This window comes from Azospirillum baldaniorum (assembly GCF_003119195.2).
Lineage (GTDB): Bacteria > Pseudomonadota > Alphaproteobacteria > Azospirillales > Azospirillaceae > Azospirillum > Azospirillum baldaniorum.
On record NZ_CP022254.1, the window covers coordinates 546,119 to 560,939 of the forward strand.

General features: G+C 68.8%; 17 protein-coding genes. 6 read left to right on the forward strand and 11 right to left on the reverse strand.

Annotation, left to right across the window (positions count from 1 at the left end):
- Positions 1-2 precede the first annotated feature (2 nt).
- The 7 genes from Sp245p_RS16885 to dcd all read right to left on the reverse strand — a co-directional run bounded on the left by Sp245p_RS16885 (position 3) and on the right by dcd (position 6,375).
- Positions 3-716: an ABC transporter ATP-binding protein gene (locus Sp245p_RS16885; RefSeq protein ID WP_109138697.1), complete on the reverse strand. Its 714-nt coding sequence runs from the start codon at positions 714-716 to the stop codon at positions 3-5.
- Positions 709-1,455 carry an ABC transporter ATP-binding protein gene (locus Sp245p_RS16890; RefSeq protein ID WP_109138698.1) on the reverse strand — a complete coding sequence of 249 codons (747 nt, stop codon included), beginning with the start codon at positions 1,453-1,455 and terminating at the stop codon, positions 709-711. The genes Sp245p_RS16885 and Sp245p_RS16890 overlap by 8 nt, the downstream gene beginning before the upstream one ends.
- Entirely contained in the window at positions 1,442-2,440 is a 999-nt protein-coding gene (locus Sp245p_RS16895) for a branched-chain amino acid ABC transporter permease (RefSeq protein ID WP_014197323.1), read from the reverse strand. Before Sp245p_RS16895 ends, Sp245p_RS16890 begins: the two co-directional genes overlap by 14 nt.
- Complete coding sequence (locus tag Sp245p_RS16900; RefSeq protein WP_014197324.1) at positions 2,437-3,309, reverse strand: branched-chain amino acid ABC transporter permease; 873 nt, start codon at positions 3,307-3,309, stop codon at positions 2,437-2,439. Before Sp245p_RS16900 ends, Sp245p_RS16895 begins: the two co-directional genes overlap by 4 nt.
- Before the next feature lie 108 nt (positions 3,310-3,417).
- Positions 3,418-4,662 carry an ABC transporter substrate-binding protein gene (locus Sp245p_RS16905; protein ID WP_014197325.1) on the reverse strand — a complete coding sequence of 415 codons (1,245 nt, stop codon included), beginning with the start codon at positions 4,660-4,662 and terminating at the stop codon, positions 3,418-3,420.
- 93 nt (positions 4,663-4,755) lie between these two features.
- Positions 4,756-5,550, reverse strand: coding sequence for a GntR family transcriptional regulator (locus Sp245p_RS16910; protein ID WP_014197326.1), 795 nt, complete (start codon positions 5,548-5,550; stop codon positions 4,756-4,758).
- A 240-nt stretch (positions 5,551-5,790) separates the two neighbouring features.
- Complete coding sequence (gene dcd, locus Sp245p_RS16915; protein ID WP_014197327.1) at positions 5,791-6,375, reverse strand: dCTP deaminase; 585 nt, start codon at positions 6,373-6,375, stop codon at positions 5,791-5,793.
- 141 nt (positions 6,376-6,516) lie between these two features.
- Between dcd and Sp245p_RS16920 the strand changes: the two genes are divergently transcribed.
- Positions 6,517-7,407 carry a hypothetical protein gene (locus Sp245p_RS16920; RefSeq protein ID WP_014197328.1) on the forward strand — a complete coding sequence of 297 codons (891 nt, stop codon included), beginning with the start codon at positions 6,517-6,519 and terminating at the stop codon, positions 7,405-7,407.
- Between the two features lie 13 nt (positions 7,408-7,420).
- Here the strand turns inward: Sp245p_RS16920 and Sp245p_RS16925 are convergent, their stop codons facing one another.
- Positions 7,421-7,825 (reverse strand): four-helix bundle copper-binding protein, encoded by a 405-nt coding sequence (locus Sp245p_RS16925; protein ID WP_014197329.1) that lies wholly within the window; start codon positions 7,823-7,825, stop codon positions 7,421-7,423.
- 162 nt (positions 7,826-7,987) lie between these two features.
- Here Sp245p_RS16925 and Sp245p_RS16930 point away from each other — a divergent pair, with 162 nt between their 5' ends.
- Positions 7,988-8,737 (forward strand): sulfite exporter TauE/SafE family protein, encoded by a 750-nt coding sequence (locus Sp245p_RS16930; protein WP_014197330.1) that lies wholly within the window; start codon positions 7,988-7,990, stop codon positions 8,735-8,737.
- On the opposite strand, the gene Sp245p_RS16935 is transcribed toward Sp245p_RS16930, so the two are convergent.
- Positions 8,718-9,767 (reverse strand): SDR family oxidoreductase, encoded by a 1,050-nt coding sequence (locus tag Sp245p_RS16935; protein ID WP_014197331.1) that lies wholly within the window; start codon positions 9,765-9,767, stop codon positions 8,718-8,720. The two genes, Sp245p_RS16930 and Sp245p_RS16935, sit on opposite strands and share 20 nt — an antisense overlap.
- 190 nt (positions 9,768-9,957) lie before the next feature.
- Between Sp245p_RS16935 and Sp245p_RS16940 the strand changes: the two genes are divergently transcribed.
- The 3 genes from Sp245p_RS16940 to Sp245p_RS16950 are packed head-to-tail and all read left to right on the forward strand — an operon-like array spanning position 9,958 to position 11,819.
- Complete coding sequence (locus tag Sp245p_RS16940) at positions 9,958-10,194, forward strand: sulfurtransferase TusA family protein (protein WP_014197332.1); 237 nt, start codon at positions 9,958-9,960, stop codon at positions 10,192-10,194.
- 48 nt (positions 10,195-10,242) lie between these two features.
- Positions 10,243-11,481: a DUF2478 domain-containing protein gene (locus tag Sp245p_RS16945; protein WP_014197333.1), complete on the forward strand. Its 1,239-nt coding sequence runs from the start codon at positions 10,243-10,245 to the stop codon at positions 11,479-11,481.
- Between the two features lie 11 nt (positions 11,482-11,492).
- A complete protein-coding gene (locus Sp245p_RS16950) occupies positions 11,493-11,819 on the forward strand; it encodes a DUF1244 domain-containing protein (RefSeq protein ID WP_014197334.1) in 327 nt (108 codons plus the stop codon).
- A gap of 135 nt (positions 11,820-11,954) precedes the next feature.
- Here the strand turns inward: Sp245p_RS16950 and Sp245p_RS16955 are convergent, their stop codons facing one another.
- Complete coding sequence (locus tag Sp245p_RS16955) at positions 11,955-12,347, reverse strand: LURP-one-related family protein (RefSeq protein WP_014197335.1); 393 nt, start codon at positions 12,345-12,347, stop codon at positions 11,955-11,957.
- Between the two features lie 158 nt (positions 12,348-12,505).
- Positions 12,506-13,756 (reverse strand): molybdopterin molybdotransferase MoeA, encoded by a 1,251-nt coding sequence (locus Sp245p_RS16960; protein ID WP_014197336.1) that lies wholly within the window; start codon positions 13,754-13,756, stop codon positions 12,506-12,508.
- A gap of 385 nt (positions 13,757-14,141) precedes the next feature.
- Here Sp245p_RS16960 and Sp245p_RS16965 point away from each other — a divergent pair, with 385 nt between their 5' ends.
- Positions 14,142-14,816, forward strand: coding sequence for an amino acid ABC transporter permease (locus Sp245p_RS16965; RefSeq protein WP_014197337.1), 675 nt, complete (start codon positions 14,142-14,144; stop codon positions 14,814-14,816).
- Positions 14,817-14,821: the final 5 nt, after the last annotated feature.

A 14,821-nucleotide genomic window follows, 5' to 3' on the forward strand; every position in this document is an offset into this window, starting at 1 on the left:
CCCTAGAGGCCGAGATAGGTGCGTTTCAATTCGGGGTCGCGCGCGATCTCGTCGGACGGACCCGACAGCGCGAAGACTCCGTTTTCGAGGATGTAGGCCCGGCGGGCGACCTCCAGCGACTGGACGACGTTCTGCTCGACCAGCAGGATCGCCAGCCCGCCCTCGTTCAGCTGGCGGATCAGCCCGAACATCTCCTCGACCACCAGCGGCGACAGGCCGAGCGACGGTTCGTCGAGGATCAGCAGCAGCGGTTCGGCCATCATGCCGCGCCCGATGGCGAGCATCTGCTGCTCGCCGCCCGACAGCGTTCCGGCGAGCTGGCCCTCGCGCTCCTTGAGGCGGGGGAAGGTGGTGAAGATGCGCTCCAGGTTCCGCGCCCGGTTCGGCTTGCCGCGGCGGTAGCTGCCCAGCTCCAGATTCTCGCGGATCGACAGGTTGGGGAAGATCTTGCGGCCTTCCGGCACCTGGATCAGCCCCTCCTCCACGATGCGCGCGGCGGAGCGGCCGTCGATGCGGTTGCCGGCGAAGCGGATCTCCCCGGCCCAGGGCGGCAGCACGCCGGACAGCACCTTGTTCAGCGTCGTCTTGCCGACGCCGTTGGAGCCGAGGACCGTCACGATCTCGCGATCCAGCACGGCCATGTCGATGCCGCGCAGCACCTCGGTGGCGCCGTAGCCGGTCTTCAGCCCCTGGATGCTCAGAAGCGCCTCAGCCATGGGACGCCCCCTCCGCCGCCAGGCGGGCGGCGGCGCCGTGGCCGAGATAGGCCTCGATCACGCGGGGATCGGCGCAGACGACGGCGGGCTTGCCCTCGGCGATCATGCGGCCCTGCGCCAGCACATAGACGCGCTCGCACAGGTTCATCACCGCCTGCATGACGTGTTCGATCATCAGGATCGTCACCCCTTCGTCGCGGATGCCCCGGATCACCGGGATGATGTCGCGGATTTCCGACGGGTTCAGGCCGGCCAGCACCTCGTCCAGCAGCAGCAGCTTCGGCTCGGTGGCGAGCGCGCGGGCCAGTTCCAGCCGCTTGCGCCCGGCCACCGTCAATCCGCCGGCCGGCCGGTCCAGCTCGGCCGCCAACCCGACCCGGCGGGCGACGTCGCGCGCCTTGGCGATGGCGTCGGCGCGCCTGGCGTGGCGCAGATAGGCGCCGACCGCGATGTTCTCGCACACCGTCAGCCCGGCGAAGGGCTGGACGATCTGGAAGGTGCGACCGATGCCGCGTTCGGCGCGGCGGTGCGGCTCCTCGCCGGTGATGTCGGTGCCCTCGAACAGGATCCGCCCGTCGCTGGGTGCCACGAAGCCGGAGATCATCGAGAACAGCGTCGTCTTGCCGGCGCCGTTCGGCCCGATCAGGCCGATGATGCCGCCGGGCTCCAGCGCGAGCGACGCATTGTCCACCGCCATCAGGCCGCCGAAGCGTTTGGAGACGGACTCAACGGCCAGCATGGGACACCTCCTTGGCGCCGCGCGTCACCAGCCCGCGGCCGCGGTCGCGCAGCCGCTCCAGCAGGCCCAGGATGCCGCCGCGGGCGAAGGCCACGGCAAGCACCAGAACGCTGCCGAAGACGATCAGGTCGATGCCGGGGACGCGGCCGGCGAACTGCTTGGCGAGTTCGCCCAGCCCGTGCAGGGTCAGCGCCCCCACCACCGGCCCGAAGACGGTGCCGACGCCGCCGATGATCGGGGCGAGCAGGAGTTCCACCGAGATCCAGCTGCCGTAGGCGATGTGGGCGTCGATGTAGAGGAAATACTGGGCGTAGAGGCAGCCGGACAGCGCCGTCACCGCGCCCGACAGCGCGATGGCGCGCAGCTTCACCTTCAGGGAGTCGACGCCCAGCGCCTTGGCCGCGTCCTCGTTCTCGCGCACCGCGACGAGCTGCGCCCCGAAGCGCGAGCGCTGGATCCAGCGCGTCAGCAGAAGCACGCCGGTGACGAAGGCCAGGACCAGCCAGTAGAAGACGGCGCGGTCGGCGAATTGCAGGTTGGCGGGGTGGACGTCCAGCTTGATCAGCAGGCCGGCAGCGCCGCCGGTGAAGGAGGCCGCGTTGGCGAGGATGCGGAACACCTCGGCGAAGGCCAGAGTCACCAGCGCGAAGTAGGAGCCGCGCAGGCCGGAGCGGAAGCTGAGGAAGCCGATCGTCCAGGCGACCGCCGCCCCCGCCGCCGTCGCCAGCAGCAGCCCGGCCCAGGCGTTGACGCCGTAGCGCAGCTGCAGAATCGCCGTCACATAGGCGCCGGTGCCGAAGAAGGCGGCATGGCCGAAGCTGAACTGGCCGCCGAAGCCGCCCAGGATGTTCCAGCCCTGCGCGCCCAGCGCCACGATCAGCGTGAAGACGAGGAAGTTCATCACCGGGCTGGAGGTCACCACCAGCGGCAGCAGCGCGGCGAGGACGGCCAGGACGGCGATCGGGATCAGGTCGCGCGCGGTCATGCCTTGGCTCCGAACAGGCCGGTCGGCCGCACCAGCAGCACGGCGATGAAGATCAGGAAGATGCCGATCTGCCCCAGGCTGTCGCCGAGGAACAGGCCGCACAGGCTTTCCACCACGCCGATGAACAGGCCGCCCAGCAGCGCTCCGGGGAGCGAGCCCATGCCGCCCAGCACCACGACCGTGAAGGCGACCAGCACGAAGGCGCTGCCGATGCGCGGGTTGACGTAGAAAGTCGGCATCAGCAGACCGGCGGCCACGGCGAGGCAGGCGCAGCCCAGCCCGAAGGTGATGGCGTAGACATGCGGCACGTCGATGCCGACCAGATTGGCGCCCAGCTTCTCCTTGGCGACGGCGCGAATCGCCTTGCCGGTGTCGGTGCGGTTCAGAACCAGCCAGAGCAGCCCGGTCACCACCACCGCCACCCCCAGACCGATCACCCGCGGGTAGGAGAGCAGCAGCGGCCCCAGCGCGACCACCTGGAACGAATAATCGGTGTCGAGCGTGCGGGTGTCCGACTGGAAGACCGCCAGCAGCACATTCTCCAGCACGATCGACAGGCCGAGCGTGACCAGCAGGATGTTGCCGTCGTCGCCGTGGCTGGCCGGCCCGATGACGAAGCGCTGCAGCCCGTAGCCCAGCACGAACATCAACGGCACCAGCGGCACGATCACCAGATAGGGGTCGAGGCCGAGCCAGGCCCAGGCGACCCAGACCGCGAACATGGCGCAGGTCAGCAGCGCGCCGTGGGCGAAGTTGATGATGTGGAGCACGCCGTAGATCAGCGTCAGGCCGAGGGCGATCAGCGCGTAGACCGCGCCGGTCATCAGCCCGTTCAGCGCCGCTTCCAGGATGATCTGAGGTGAATACATGGCAGCCCGCGCATGAGGGAAACGGTCCCCCACCCGTCCGGGCGGCCGCTGCGCGGCGCCGCGGGATGGGTAGGGAAAATGCGGGAGGTGCGAAGGCGACGGGACGGGTTACGCCGCCGGGTAGTTGGCCTTCGCCTCCGCGAAGAACTCGGGGAAGATCACCTTGATGTCCTCGCCCTGGATCTGCGTGTTGATCGGGGTGGCGCCCTCGTTCTGGCCGTTGACGAACTTCGTCGGGCCGTAGGGCATGATGTGGCCGGCGAAGGTGGAGCCGTTCAGCGCCTCGATGATCGTCTTGCGGTCGGCGGAGGCCGCGCGTTCGATGGCGTCGGCCAGCAGCAGCACGTTCGAATAGTTCAGCGGGACGTTGTAGGCGAAGGACTTGCCCTGCGCCTCCACCGCCTTGCGCAACGCCAGGGCCTGCGGGTTCTTCGGGTCGTGCCAGTGGTTGCAGTCGATGACGTTTTGGGCGGCCTGCGGGAATTCCTTGACGAAGCGCCCGTTCGACGCCGCCCCGCCCAGCACCGCGTAGACGCCCTTCGGCTTGATGCGCTGCTGCTGCATGGTGCGGGCAAGCAGAACGAACTCGCCGTAGTAGTTGGACGGGATGACGAGGTCCGGGTTCAGCGAGCGGATGCGCAGCGCCACGTTGGACATATCGCGCGCCGGGGTCGGGTGGGCGATGGTCTCCAGGATCTCGAAGCCGCGCTTGGGCAGCTCGGTCTGCAGCAGCTTGGCGAGACCGGAGCCGAACAGGCCGTCCTCGTGCACCAGCACGACGGTCTTCGCCGGCTTGCCGGCCAACTCGTTGATCTTGGTCAGGTTGTCGAGCGCGACCTGGGTGACCTTGCCGAAGCCGGGGCTGAAGCGGAAGGTGTTGGTCAGGCCGCGCGCCATGATCTGGTCCGACACGCCGACATCGACGAGGTAGGGCAGATCGTAGCGCGCCGCCGCCTGCGAGGCGGCGAGGCAGATCGGGCTGGCGAAGCCGCCGACGATGGCGCACACGCCCTCGGCCTGCATGCGCTCGACCTCCTGCGTGCCGGCCTCCGGTGTGGAGCGGGCGTCCCCGAACACCATTTCGATCTTGGCCCCGCCCAGCGACTTGATGCCGCCCGCGGCGTTGATCTCGTTGATCGCCATCTCGGCGCCGAGCCGGCCGAGGTCGCCGTCGTGGGCGAGCGCGCCGGTCACCGGCTGGAGAATGCCGATCTTCACGGCTGGGGTCTGCGCGCGCAGAATCGACGAAGCGGCCACCGGCACCGTCGCGAAGGCGGCGGCCGCAGCGCCCGCCTTGAGCACCGTGCGGCGGGAGATGCCGGAGAGTGCGGAGTCCTGAACCGAACGTCCCATAACGCTCAACTCCTCTGCTTGATGACCCGCGAGCCGCGGGTGGGCTTTTCGCCCGCATTGTTCTTGTCGGTTTTGCCTTTGTCGGCCTTGGCCTTATCGGCCTTTTTTACTGGGCACGCGCGGCCGCCCCAGGGCCGGGCTCCACCGCCGCTCCCCGTCGTCGCCGATGCGCACCAGATCCATGTGGAAGCTGTAGCGGTCGGGCCGGTACAGCGCGTGCAGATGCTCCACCCCGCGGCCGGACGGGTCGTGCACGATGCGGGTCAGAGTCAGCAGCGGCGAGCCGATCTCCAGATCGAGCGCCGCCGCCGGCTCCGGCCCGGCCAGCGTGGCGTTGATCGCCTGGGTCGCCCGCTCGGTCTTCACGCCCGACCGTTCGATCAGCTCCAGCAGCGGGCGCGCCGCCAGTTCCGCCTCCGAATAGGTCAGGCCGAGCCATTCCGGCACATGGGTGGTCAGGTAGGAGAAGGGCTCCCCGTCGATCAGCCGGACGCGCACCGACCGCTGGACCCGCTCACCCGGCTTCAAGCCCAGGCTTTCGGCGATCGCTTCCGGCGGCGCGACGTACCCGAAGGAGAGCAGCTTCACGTCGGTGCTGCGCCCCATGTCGATCAGATGGGACAGCACGTTGGAAAGGTCGGCGACGATCGGACGGACCGCACGGCTGTCATGGACGAAGGTGCCGGAGCCGGCCTTGCGTTGCACCAGCCCTTCCTTCTCCAGCAGGTCGAGCGCCCGGCGCACGGTCACCCGCGACACGGCGTGCTCGGCGGCCAGCGCCGGTTCCCCCGGCAGGCGCCCGCCCGGCGGCAGGTCGCCGGCGACGATGCGGTCGCGCAGCAGCAGGTAGATCCGGCGCGCCTTCAGCGGTTCGACCGACGACTTCACAGTGCCCCGCCTCCCCCTCGCTGGAAACCGGTGTATGTCTCTTCATAAGACAGGAACCTGTATGATCGATAATACAGCTTTGGTCAACAGCGATGTTGGGGATGCGAATGATCCAGGCGCGATCAATCGTTTCCCTGCCGAGTCCCTGCGGGCGGGGGCGAGGGGTGGGCAAGCCGGATGGCCAAAAGAAAAAGGCGCCTCGGAGGGGAGGCGCCTTTTCGTCGTTCTCGTCGTTTGCCGTCAGGGCTGTTCCAGATTGATCCGGCTTGGCAGCGGATCGAGCTGGTCGCGGTACTTGGCGTCGGGGCGTGCGGCGTAGGGCTTGGAGGTCGGCGACATCAGCGTCTCGAAGCTGAGGGCGCAGATGCGCATGCCCGGCCGCAGCGCCAGCGGCAACCGTCCGCAATTGAAGAATTCCAGCGTGATGCGGCCATTCCAGCCCGGATCGATGGTGTGCGCGGTGGCGTGCACCATCAGGCCCAGACGGGCGAGGCTGCTGCGGCCGTCCAGACGGCCGGCGATGTCGTTGGGCAGGCCAATGCGCTGCACGGTGATGCCGAGCACCAGTTCGCCCGGATGCAGGAAGAACGGCTCGCCGACGGGGACCTCGACGCGGTCCATCAGCTTGTCGGGAACCTGGCTGGGATGGCCCTCGGGCGGGGCGAGGTCCACGAAGGCCGCCTTGCCCGGCGGGAAAACCTGGAAGGCGTTCCCGAGCTGGAGGTCGACCGACATGGCGCCGATCTGGCTCTCCGCCGGCAACGGGTCGATCTCGATGCGTCCTTCGGCGAGGTATCGGCGAATATCGACGTCTGACAGCTTCATTCTTTCCGACCCTCCTGTCGAAACCGCAATCGGCGCGGCTCCGGTCGCTTCCCTGGCGCACTCTATAGCCGGATCGACGCCACTCGACAACACAATCACCAGTCCCTTAGATGAGGCTCGTTAGCACAAGGGGTGATGGGAATGGCGGTATCCTCGATCGACGCGGCGGCAACGGACCCATCGGCGACCAACCACGAGGCCGCGTTGCGGCGCCTGTCCGTCATCCTGGGCGATGTCCCGCCCGCGGACGCCCGGCCGGACGTGGTTTCGCTGTTCCGGACCCGCGTCGCTGAACATGGGGAGCGGGTCCGTGCCCTTCGGGACTCCGTGTCGCCATTGTTCGTCATCAACGACGACCTCGCCGCCTACAGCGCCGGGGACGGCCCCTTGCCGGAACTGATCCTGGTCGGCGACAACCCGGGGCGCCGGGAATACGAGCAATCCGTCTATCTGTGCGTCCAGGGGCGCGCCGGGGCCATGGCGCACAGCTTCTTCGACGGCATCTTCGGCGCCGGGTCCTTCCGCAGCAAGGTGATGGTGCTGAACAAAAGCTCCTTCCACACGCCGCGCACGGTGGGGCTGACCGAGGCGATGCGCGGCGATCCGGGGCTCGCCGAGGCCATCCGGCGCGACCAGGAGGAGAACGCCCGCCTGATCGCCGACTCGGTGGCCCTGCTCGGCGTGCCGGTCGTCACCATCGGCATGGAGAGCGGCGGGACGACCTTCCAGAGTTTCCGCAAGACGCTCGAATCCCGCTACCGCGCCCACGACAACCCGCCGGCGGTCTTCCAGGGGAAGCGCCTCGCCAGCCCCTTCCGCAAGGTGCCACACTTCTCGCTGTCGAAGATCTTCTGCCGCAACGCCGATGCCGCCTGGAACGCCGGGCTGGACGGCTTCCTGGCCCGCCACGCCGCGGTTCCGGGCCTGCGGACGGAGAACGGCAACGTCTCGTCCAAGCTGCTGCTCGGACTGGGCGATGGCCCGCTGCTTGCCGATTACCTGGACCGGGTGATCCTCGGCAACGGCGGATAAACCGCCACCACCGTCAATGGCTCAGGGTCTGCCGGGCCTGACGGCAGGCGTCCTCGCAGGTCCGGCAGGCCTCGGCGCAGATGCGGCAATGCTGATGCATGCCGGCGTGCCGCTCGCACTCCTCGGCGCACAGGCGGCAGGCGGTGGCGCAGGCGTCGAGCATGGCGCGGATCACCGCCTCGTTTGAGCCGCTGCGCCGGGTGGCGACGGAGCCGGTCGCCGTGCAGACGTCGGCGCAATCCATGTTTAGGCGGATGCACTGGACCAGCTCGGCCAGCTGACCCTCGCCCAGGCAGGCGTCGGCGCAGGTGGTGCAGGTCTGCGCGCAATCGTAACAGGCCTCGATGCAGCGGATGAGCGCGTCGTTGGCGTTTCCGCGGACCTGGGGGTGCGTGCTGATCATTTCGCGGGCGTGCATGGGCAGCCTCCGAAGGACGGGGGTGAAGGGGGGATGGGCGTCGGTGCCCCTCCCCCGCCAACAGCGCCACGCCGCCATGGTTCGGAAAACCTCCGCCCTTTCCCTGGCCCCACCCGCGCGCCCGGTTTACAAGCGACCGGCACGGCTTGAGGGGAAACGCGGGTGTTCAACGAGACGGTCGGTCTGACGGCGCTGATCCTGGCCGTCGCCACGCTGTACGCCGCGGTCGGGCAGGCCGGAGCCTCCGGCTATCTGGCAGTCATGGGCATCGTCGGGCTCGACCCGGCGACGATGAAGCCGACGGCGCTCGCCCTCAACCTCCTGGTGGCGGCGATCGGCACCGTCCGCTTCGCCCGCGCCGGGCTGTTCACGTGGCGGGCCTTCTACCCGTTCGGCGTGCTGGGGATGCCCTTCTCGTTCCTCGGCGGCACGATGCACCTGCCGCCGCTTGTCTATTACCCGCTGGTCGGGGCGATCCTCCTTCTGGCGGCGCTGGAACTGGCGCGTTCCACCTGGGCGACCCGCGGAACGCCCGAACGGGCGGACGCAACCACGCCACCCTTCCTGCCGGCGCTCGCCGCCGGAGCCGCGGTCGGCTTTCTGTCCGGGATGACCGGCACCGGCGGCGGCATCTTCCTGGCGCCGCTGATCCTGCTCATGGGCTGGGTCGAGACGCGCCGCGCCGCTGCCGTCTCGGCCGCCTACAACCTGCTGAACTCGGCGGCGGCGCTGGCCGGGACCTGGACAACCGCGACGACCCTCCCCGCGGCCCTGCCCTGGTGGCTGGCCGCCGCCGGGGTTGGTGGGGCGGTCGGCGCCTGGCTGGGCAGCCGCCATCTGCCGACCGCGGCGCTGCGCTATCTTTTGGCGGCGATCCTCGCCTTGTCAGGCCTCAAGATGCTGACGGCCTGACCCTCGACCCCTCCCACGCCCGCCGCTCCCAGACATGGGCGGGCAGACGACTCATCAGGCCGATGGGCAGCAAAAACAGGGCGACGTTGGTCCAGCACAAGGCGCGGCGTCCTTCCACCCGGCCTTGGGGTGCCTGCGCTGCGGCCCTTTCCATCCAGCCGCCGCTCGCCTCGCGATAGTCCGGCATGGCCTCCAGAACACCGCCGGAGGTGTCGTGGGCTGGGCGGTTGTCGAACATGTCCCGGTCCATCCGGTGGGCCAGCATGCGGTCGGCCAGCGCCGGCGCCACCACATGCGGCAGGGCGGCCGAACGCCCCGCGGCGCCGACGAACAGCTCCGGCCGGGGGTTTTCGGCAAGGCGCAGGATGGCCTCGGCGACCTCCTCCGGCGGGCGCAGCGGCGTCATCGCCTTGACGGCGCGGCCGGTGTAGTTCGCGCCATGCTGCCACAGCGGCGTGTCGATGGGGCCGGGCAGCACGGTGCAGACCTGGATGCCAGGGTCCTCCACCAGTTCCTGCCGCAGCGTCTCGGAGAAGCCGCGCACCGCGAATTTGCTGGCGGCGTAGGCGGCGGCGTAGCGCTGCCCGACGATCGAAGCCAGCGAGGCGACGTTGATGACCGTGCCCTCCCCCCGCTCCAGGAAATGCGGCAGCACGGCGCGGCAGCCGTTGGCGGTTCCGAAGAAATTGGTGCGCATCACCTCCTCGAACACGTCCTGCGGAGTCTCCTCGAAGCGCCCGAAGGCGATCACGCCCGCGTTGTTCACCCAGACGTCGATCCCGCCGAACACCTCGATGGCGCGCTCGGCCAGCCGGTTCATCTGCTCCTGGTCGCGCACGTCGGTGGGCACGACCATCGCCCGCCCCCCGGCCTCGATGCAGTCCTCCGCGACCTCGTGCAGGGCGGCGTGGCGCCGCGCCGCCAGCACCACCGCGGCGCCCTGGCGCGCGAACTCCAGGGCGGTCGCCCGGCCGATCCCGCTGGACGCCCCGGTGATGACCACCACCTTGTCGAAATGCCGACCGGCCATAAGCGTTGCTCCCGCATTGTTCGTTCGAATCCGTTTCCCTGGCTAACATCCCAGCCCGGCAAAGGTGCCCCGGCCCGCCGGGAACGCCCAATTGCACGGAATGGCAAATCTACGGGAACGGTGGAGACGGCGGCGTGAACCCGCTACAGTCGCGGCGTCCGGTGCCCATGCAGAAGAAGAGGTTACGTCCGTGGCGGCCAAGGAACTCGACGTGAAGGGGCTGCATTGCCCGCTGCCCATCCTGCGGACGCGCGCCCTGCTGGACAAAATGGCCGAGGGGGAGGAGGTGATCGTCTACGCCACCGACCCGGCGTCGATCATCGATTTCAAGCATTTCTGCAACACGACCGACAACCTGCTGCTGGCGCACGAGACGCGCGGCGAGGTGTTCGTGTACCACATCCGCCGCGGCGCCTCCGCCGCGTGATGCCCGTTCTTGCCCTGGCCGTCGTCCATCCCTGAAGGAGCCCGCCCCATGCCGACCCTGCGCCCTGCGGTCCCGCCCCCGCTGCGTCCCGGTGCGGTGGTCCATGGCCCCGGCTCCACCGCCGTGGACGCGATGATCGACCGGTTCGTGATGGAATTGCAGCGGCGCGGCTTCCGCGTCGGCGGCGTGATCCAGCGCAACACCGGTGCCCCCGGCGACTGCGCCGACCTGATGGAGCTGGTGGACGTCGCCACCGGCAAGGCCTACGACATTTCCCAGCATCTGGGCCGCCAGTCGCAATCCTGCCGCGTCGACCCCCAGGGGGTGGCCGAGGCCAGCCAAGCGCTGCGCCGCGCCATCGCGGAGCGCGCCGACCTGCTGGTGGTCAACAAGTTCGCCGGGCTGGAGGCGCATGGCGAAGGGCTGGCGGACGAGCTGCTGGCCGGCATCGCCGAAGGCATCCCGGTGCTGACCAGCGTCGGCAGCCGCTTCCTCAACGAGTGGCAGAGCTTCACCGGCGGCTTCACCGCGCTGATCTCGCCGGACGAGGACGCGCTGTGGCGCTGGTGGGGCGCGCACCGGCTCTACGACGACCTGCTGCACGGGGTGGAGGATGCGGAGGTCCGCGCCATCACCATCGGCGCCAAATGGATCATGGTGGAGACGGACGGCGTCCGGGGACCCGGCATCGGGTTGGCCGCCCGCCCGCAGTCGGCGCCACCGCCCGATCCGGCGCGCTGGGCCGGCGTCGGCCTCGCCGAACTGGCCGCGCACGCCGCCCGCTCCTGGGACCCGCAGGAAGCCGCGGTCGGCATGGCCGCCCTGAACGCCCATTACAACCGCCCCGACCTGACCGGCTCTTCGGCCAACGGGCTGGACCTGTTCACCGGGATGGAGGGGCGCGTCGTCGTCTTCGGGGCCTTCCCGCAGATTGCCCGTCGCCTGCCCAACGCCCATGTGGTCGAAATGAATCCCAGCGACGGGGAGTATCCGGAAGCCGCCGGGGAATGGCTGCTGCCGGGCGCTGAGGGGGCGGCGATCACCGCATCCACCCTGACCAACCGCAGCCTGCCCCGCCTGCTGTCGGTGGCGCAGGGAACCTGCGTCGCCCTGGTCGGACCGGGGACGCCGCTGACCCCGCGGCTGTTCCGCTACGGCGTCGCCGTGCTGGCCGGCTTCGTGGTGGAGGACCGCGACGCCGTGGCCGAGGCGATCCTGGCCGGTGGCTCGTCCCAGAGCTTCCACCGCCATGGCCGCTTCGTCACGCTGCACAACGAACAGAATTGAGAGGGATTGGAATGGACGAGAAGACCCGCACCGAGTTGGAAGCCGCCGCGTTCCGCGGTCTGGTCGCGCATCTCCAGAAGCGCACCGACGTGCAGAACATCGACCTGATGAATTTGGCCGGCTTCTGCCGCAACTGCCTGTCCAAATGGTACGCCGCCGCCGCCAAGGAGCGGAACGTGCCGCTGACCGACGAGGAGGCCCGCATCGCCGTCTATGGGATGCCCTATTCGGAATGGAAGGCGAAGCACCAGAAGGAAGCCACCCCGGAGCAGCAGAAGACCTTCGAGGACACCAAGCCCCTGCACGCCGAGATCAGCGGCCACATGCCGAAGAAGTAAGAACCGCCGGCGCAACGCGGTGTCACACCGCGCGCCGTTCTTCCCCGGGAGCGGAGGCCCCTTCCGATGGGCTGCGCCCCGGGGAATCGCGTTCCGACGCCGGTTGCAGGGCCGGCATGAGTTCGGCAAGCGACGCTAACGGTTGCGATTATCCCGCACCGTGTAACCCTCACCGAACGTGTTCTTCTCGATGGTCTGGACTTTCCGGTACTTATCGTCGCGCACCGTGTAGTCACTGCCAAACAAGTTCTTCTCGATGGTCTGGACCTTCCGGCCCGTGTCGTCACGCACCGTGTAGCCACCACCAAACAAGTTCTTCTCGATGGTCTGGACCTTCCGGCCCGTGTCGTCGCGCACTGTGTAGCCACCGCCAAACAAGTTCTTCTCGATGGTCTGAACCTTCCGGCCCGTGTCGTCGCGCACGACGTATCCGTCATCAAACAGGTTTTTCTTGATGGTCTCAGCCTCCGCTGGAACGACGGCCAAAACCAGCAGGCTGCCCAGAATCGAAACGACAATAGACCGCATGCCCGCATCTCCCGTTTCACGGCCGTTTCTCCGGCCGCTTGATGAACATGCGCGGGGAACGCTTTAATCCGAAAGAGCTGGCACGCGGTGCAGGACTTTTGACGAATTCGACCCGCCGCCATGCGAGGCGGGGTTGTGCGACGAGACGGCCTGGGAACTCAGGCGAACAGCCCGGTGAAGGGCAGGAACTCCACCATATCCCCGTCATGGATTGCGGTGGCGTCCGCCGGCATGTCCACCAGCCCGTCGGCCTCGACCATCGAGGTCAGGACGCCGGAGCTGTCGCTGGGAAACTTGTGGGCGACCGGGCGGCCATCGGGTCCGGTCGCCAGACGGGCGCGCAGGAACTCGCGGCGCCCCGGCTTCTTCCTGAACTCGAAACCGGCAACCACGAGGCAGCGCGGAGCCGGCGCGCTCTCCGCCCCCGACAGGCGCAACACCAGCGGGCGCCCCACCAGCATGAAGGTCACCATGGCCGAGACCGGGTTTCCCGGCAGGCCGAGGAACGGCGTGGTGCCGATGCGCCCGAGCGCCAGCGGCTTGCCCGGCTTCAGCGCGAGCTTCCACAGATCGACGGAGCCAAGCTCGCCGACCACCCTCTTCACATGGTCCTCCTCCCCCACCGAGGCGCCGCCGGAGGTGACGACGAGGTCGGCGGTCGTTGCGGCGTCGGCCAGGGCGGCGCGGGTCACGTCCGGCTTGTCGGGCAGAATGCCGAGGTCGCGCACCTCCGCCCCCAGCGCGTCGAGCTGGGCGGCCAGCGTGTAGCGGTTGGCGTCGTATATGGTGCCCTCCGGCTTGTCCGTTCCCGGCTCGCGCAGTTCGTCGCCGGTTGAGAACAGGACGACGCGCAGACGCTTGCGCACCGACAGGCTGGACCGCCCGACCGCGGCGGCCAAGCCGATCTCCTGGGCGCGCAGCCGCAGGCCGGGGGTCAGCACGACGGACCCCGCCGTCATGTCCTCCCCGGCCTCGCGGATGTTGGCGCCGCGCTTGAGGCTGGCGGGCACCAGCACCGCCCCATCCTCGGCCCGGCAGTCCTCCTGCATGGCCACGGTGTCCACCCCCGCCGGAATCGGCGCGCCCGTGAAGATGCGCACCGCCTCGCCCGGCCCGACCGTACCGGGGAAGACGGAGCCCGCCGGCACGCGCCCCACCACCGTCAACCGCCGGACATCGCCTGTCTCGGCACCGTCCGCCGTGCCGAACCCCCAGCCGTCCATCGCCGAGACGGCGACCGGCGGCACGTTCACCGTCGCCGTCACCGGTTCCGCCAGGATACGGCCGAGCGCGGCGCGCAACGGCACCTCCTCGAGCTCCGTCACCGCGCCGTAGGTCCGCTGCACACGGGCCAACGCCTCGTCCAGCGGAAGGGGGGCGGCGGGGCCGGGGCCGGCGAAGCAGTCCATGCGACAATCCTTCTCCCTTGGGGCCGCCCTCGCGGGGCGGCACCGCGTCATATTACCCCGGATAGTCCGGTGCGCGCTTCTCTTCCACCTTGATCATCGTCAAGACGCGGCGCGGCGCAAGCGTCTGTTCGTGGACGCACCATCGCGGTGGAGCATGAGAGCAGGGATTCGCGCGGCGATTGTTGGATGCACGAATTAAATTTCGCAGCGCTGTGTTTTCTGCCTTGCGCATTTGGATCGATCCAAATAGGCTCCACCCAACATCCGGCGCCGGAGGCATCGCCACGGGCGCCGGACGACGAGAGGCCAATAACGAGAATCCCGCCTGAGGGACCGTTCACCGGACGCACGCAGCGCCCCGGTCTGGTTGCGGAGGGAAAAGCCCGTGAACTACACCTTCGATTTCAAGGCGGTCGTCGATTCCTGGGACTATCTGCTCCAGGGCGCCTGGCTGACCGTGCAATTGTCGATCGGCGCCATGGTTCTCGGCCTGATCGTCGCGATTCTCTGCGCGCTGGGCAAGACATCCGGGCCGAAGCCGGTCCGCTGGGTGATCAACGCCTACATCGAGGTGGTGCGCAACACGCCCTTCCTGGTGCAGATCTTCCTGATCTTCTTCGGGCTGCCGACCATGGGCGTCCGCCTGTCGCCCGACCTCGCCGCGCTGATCGCCATGGTGGTCAATGTCGGAGCCTACGCGACGGAGATCATCCGGGCCGGCATCGAATCGATCCAAAAGGGCCAGATCGAAGCCGGGCTGGCGCTGGGGCTGAAGCCGTTGCAGGTCTTCCGCTACATCGTCATCAAGCCGGCGCTGCGCACCGTCTACCCCGCGCTGACCAGCCAGTTCATCCTGCTGATGCTCAGCTCCAGCGTGGTCTCGGCGATCTCGGCGGACGAGCTGACCTCGGTCGCCAACAACATCCAGTCGCAGACCTTCCGCAGCTTCGAGATCTACATCGTGGTGACCGGCATCTATCTGATGCTGGCGATGATGTTCTCCGCGCTGTTCGCCGGCATCTACAAGCTGGCCTTCGCCTACGACACCGACCGGCGCTGAGGGAG

Bases quoted from the DNA above. Each gene is read 5' to 3' on its own strand.
- Sp245p_RS16885 (WP_109138697.1), bottom strand. From the start codon at position 716: ATGGCTGAGGCGCTTCTGAGCATCCAGGGGCTGAAGACCGGCTACGGC.
- Sp245p_RS16890 (WP_109138698.1), bottom strand. From the start codon at position 1,455: ATGCTGGCCGTTGAGTCCGTCTCCAAACGCTTCGGCGGCCTGATGGCG.
- Sp245p_RS16895 (WP_014197323.1), bottom strand. From the start codon at position 2,440: ATGACCGCGCGCGACCTGATCCCGATCGCCGTCCTGGCCGTCCTCGCC.
- Sp245p_RS16900 (WP_014197324.1), bottom strand. From the start codon at position 3,309: ATGTATTCACCTCAGATCATCCTGGAAGCGGCGCTGAACGGGCTGATG.
- Sp245p_RS16905 (WP_014197325.1), bottom strand. From the start codon at position 4,662: ATGGGACGTTCGGTTCAGGACTCCGCACTCTCCGGCATCTCCCGCCGC.
- dcd (WP_014197327.1), bottom strand. From the start codon at position 6,375: ATGAAGCTGTCAGACGTCGATATTCGCCGATACCTCGCCGAAGGACGC.
- Sp245p_RS16920 (WP_014197328.1), top strand. From the start codon at position 6,517: ATGGCGGTATCCTCGATCGACGCGGCGGCAACGGACCCATCGGCGACC.
- Sp245p_RS16925 (WP_014197329.1), bottom strand. From the start codon at position 7,825: ATGCACGCCCGCGAAATGATCAGCACGCACCCCCAGGTCCGCGGAAAC.
- Sp245p_RS16935 (WP_014197331.1), bottom strand. From the start codon at position 9,767: ATGGCCGGTCGGCATTTCGACAAGGTGGTGGTCATCACCGGGGCGTCC.
- Sp245p_RS16945 (WP_014197333.1), top strand. From the start codon at position 10,243: ATGCCGACCCTGCGCCCTGCGGTCCCGCCCCCGCTGCGTCCCGGTGCG.
- Sp245p_RS16950 (WP_014197334.1), top strand. From the start codon at position 11,493: ATGGACGAGAAGACCCGCACCGAGTTGGAAGCCGCCGCGTTCCGCGGT.
- Sp245p_RS16955 (WP_014197335.1), bottom strand. From the start codon at position 12,347: ATGCGGTCTATTGTCGTTTCGATTCTGGGCAGCCTGCTGGTTTTGGCC.
- Sp245p_RS16960 (WP_014197336.1), bottom strand. From the start codon at position 13,756: ATGGACTGCTTCGCCGGCCCCGGCCCCGCCGCCCCCCTTCCGCTGGAC.